Origin of the sequence: Mesorhizobium sp. M7A.F.Ca.US.006.04.2.1, from assembly GCF_004022915.1 — a bacterium.
In the GTDB taxonomy this organism is placed as follows: domain Bacteria; phylum Pseudomonadota; class Alphaproteobacteria; order Rhizobiales; family Rhizobiaceae; genus Mesorhizobium; species Mesorhizobium ciceri.
This window is the reverse complement of the sequence record NZ_RZQA01001663.1, coordinates 1-434: the sequence shown is the minus strand read 5'-3', so window position 1 is coordinate 434 and position 434 is coordinate 1. Positions and strand designations below refer to the sequence as shown.

1 pseudogene is annotated in these 434 nt (G+C 61.3%); it reads left to right on the top strand.

Features of this window, described 5'->3' with window-relative positions:
- Positions 1-434 (top strand): annotated as a pseudogene (gene tolB, locus EN925_RS39290) (Tol-Pal system protein TolB); the annotation flags it as partial.

Genomic DNA, 434 nt, shown 5'->3' with positions numbered 1-434 from the left:
GTGTATAAGAGACATCCCCGATGCAGCACCGCGCTTCGACGACTGGAAGGTGATCAACGCGCAGGCGCTGGTCACGGGCAGCGTCAGCAAGGAAGCCGACGGCCGCATCCGCGCCCAGTACCGATTGTGGGATACCTTTGCCGGCCAGCAGATGGCTGGCGAGCAGTTCTTCGCCAACGACGCCAATCAGCGGCGTGTCGCCCATATCATCGCCGACGCCATCTATGAGCGGCTGACCGGCGAAAAAGGCTATTTCGACACCCGCGTCGTCTTCATCGACGAATCCGGAGCCAAGAATGCGCGCAAGAAGCGCCTCGCGATCATGGACCAGGACGGCGCCAACGTCCGCTATCTTTCGGACGGCAGGTCGATCGTGCTGACGCCGCGTTTCTCGCCGAACCGGCAGGAAATCACCTACATGTCCTATGAAAGCC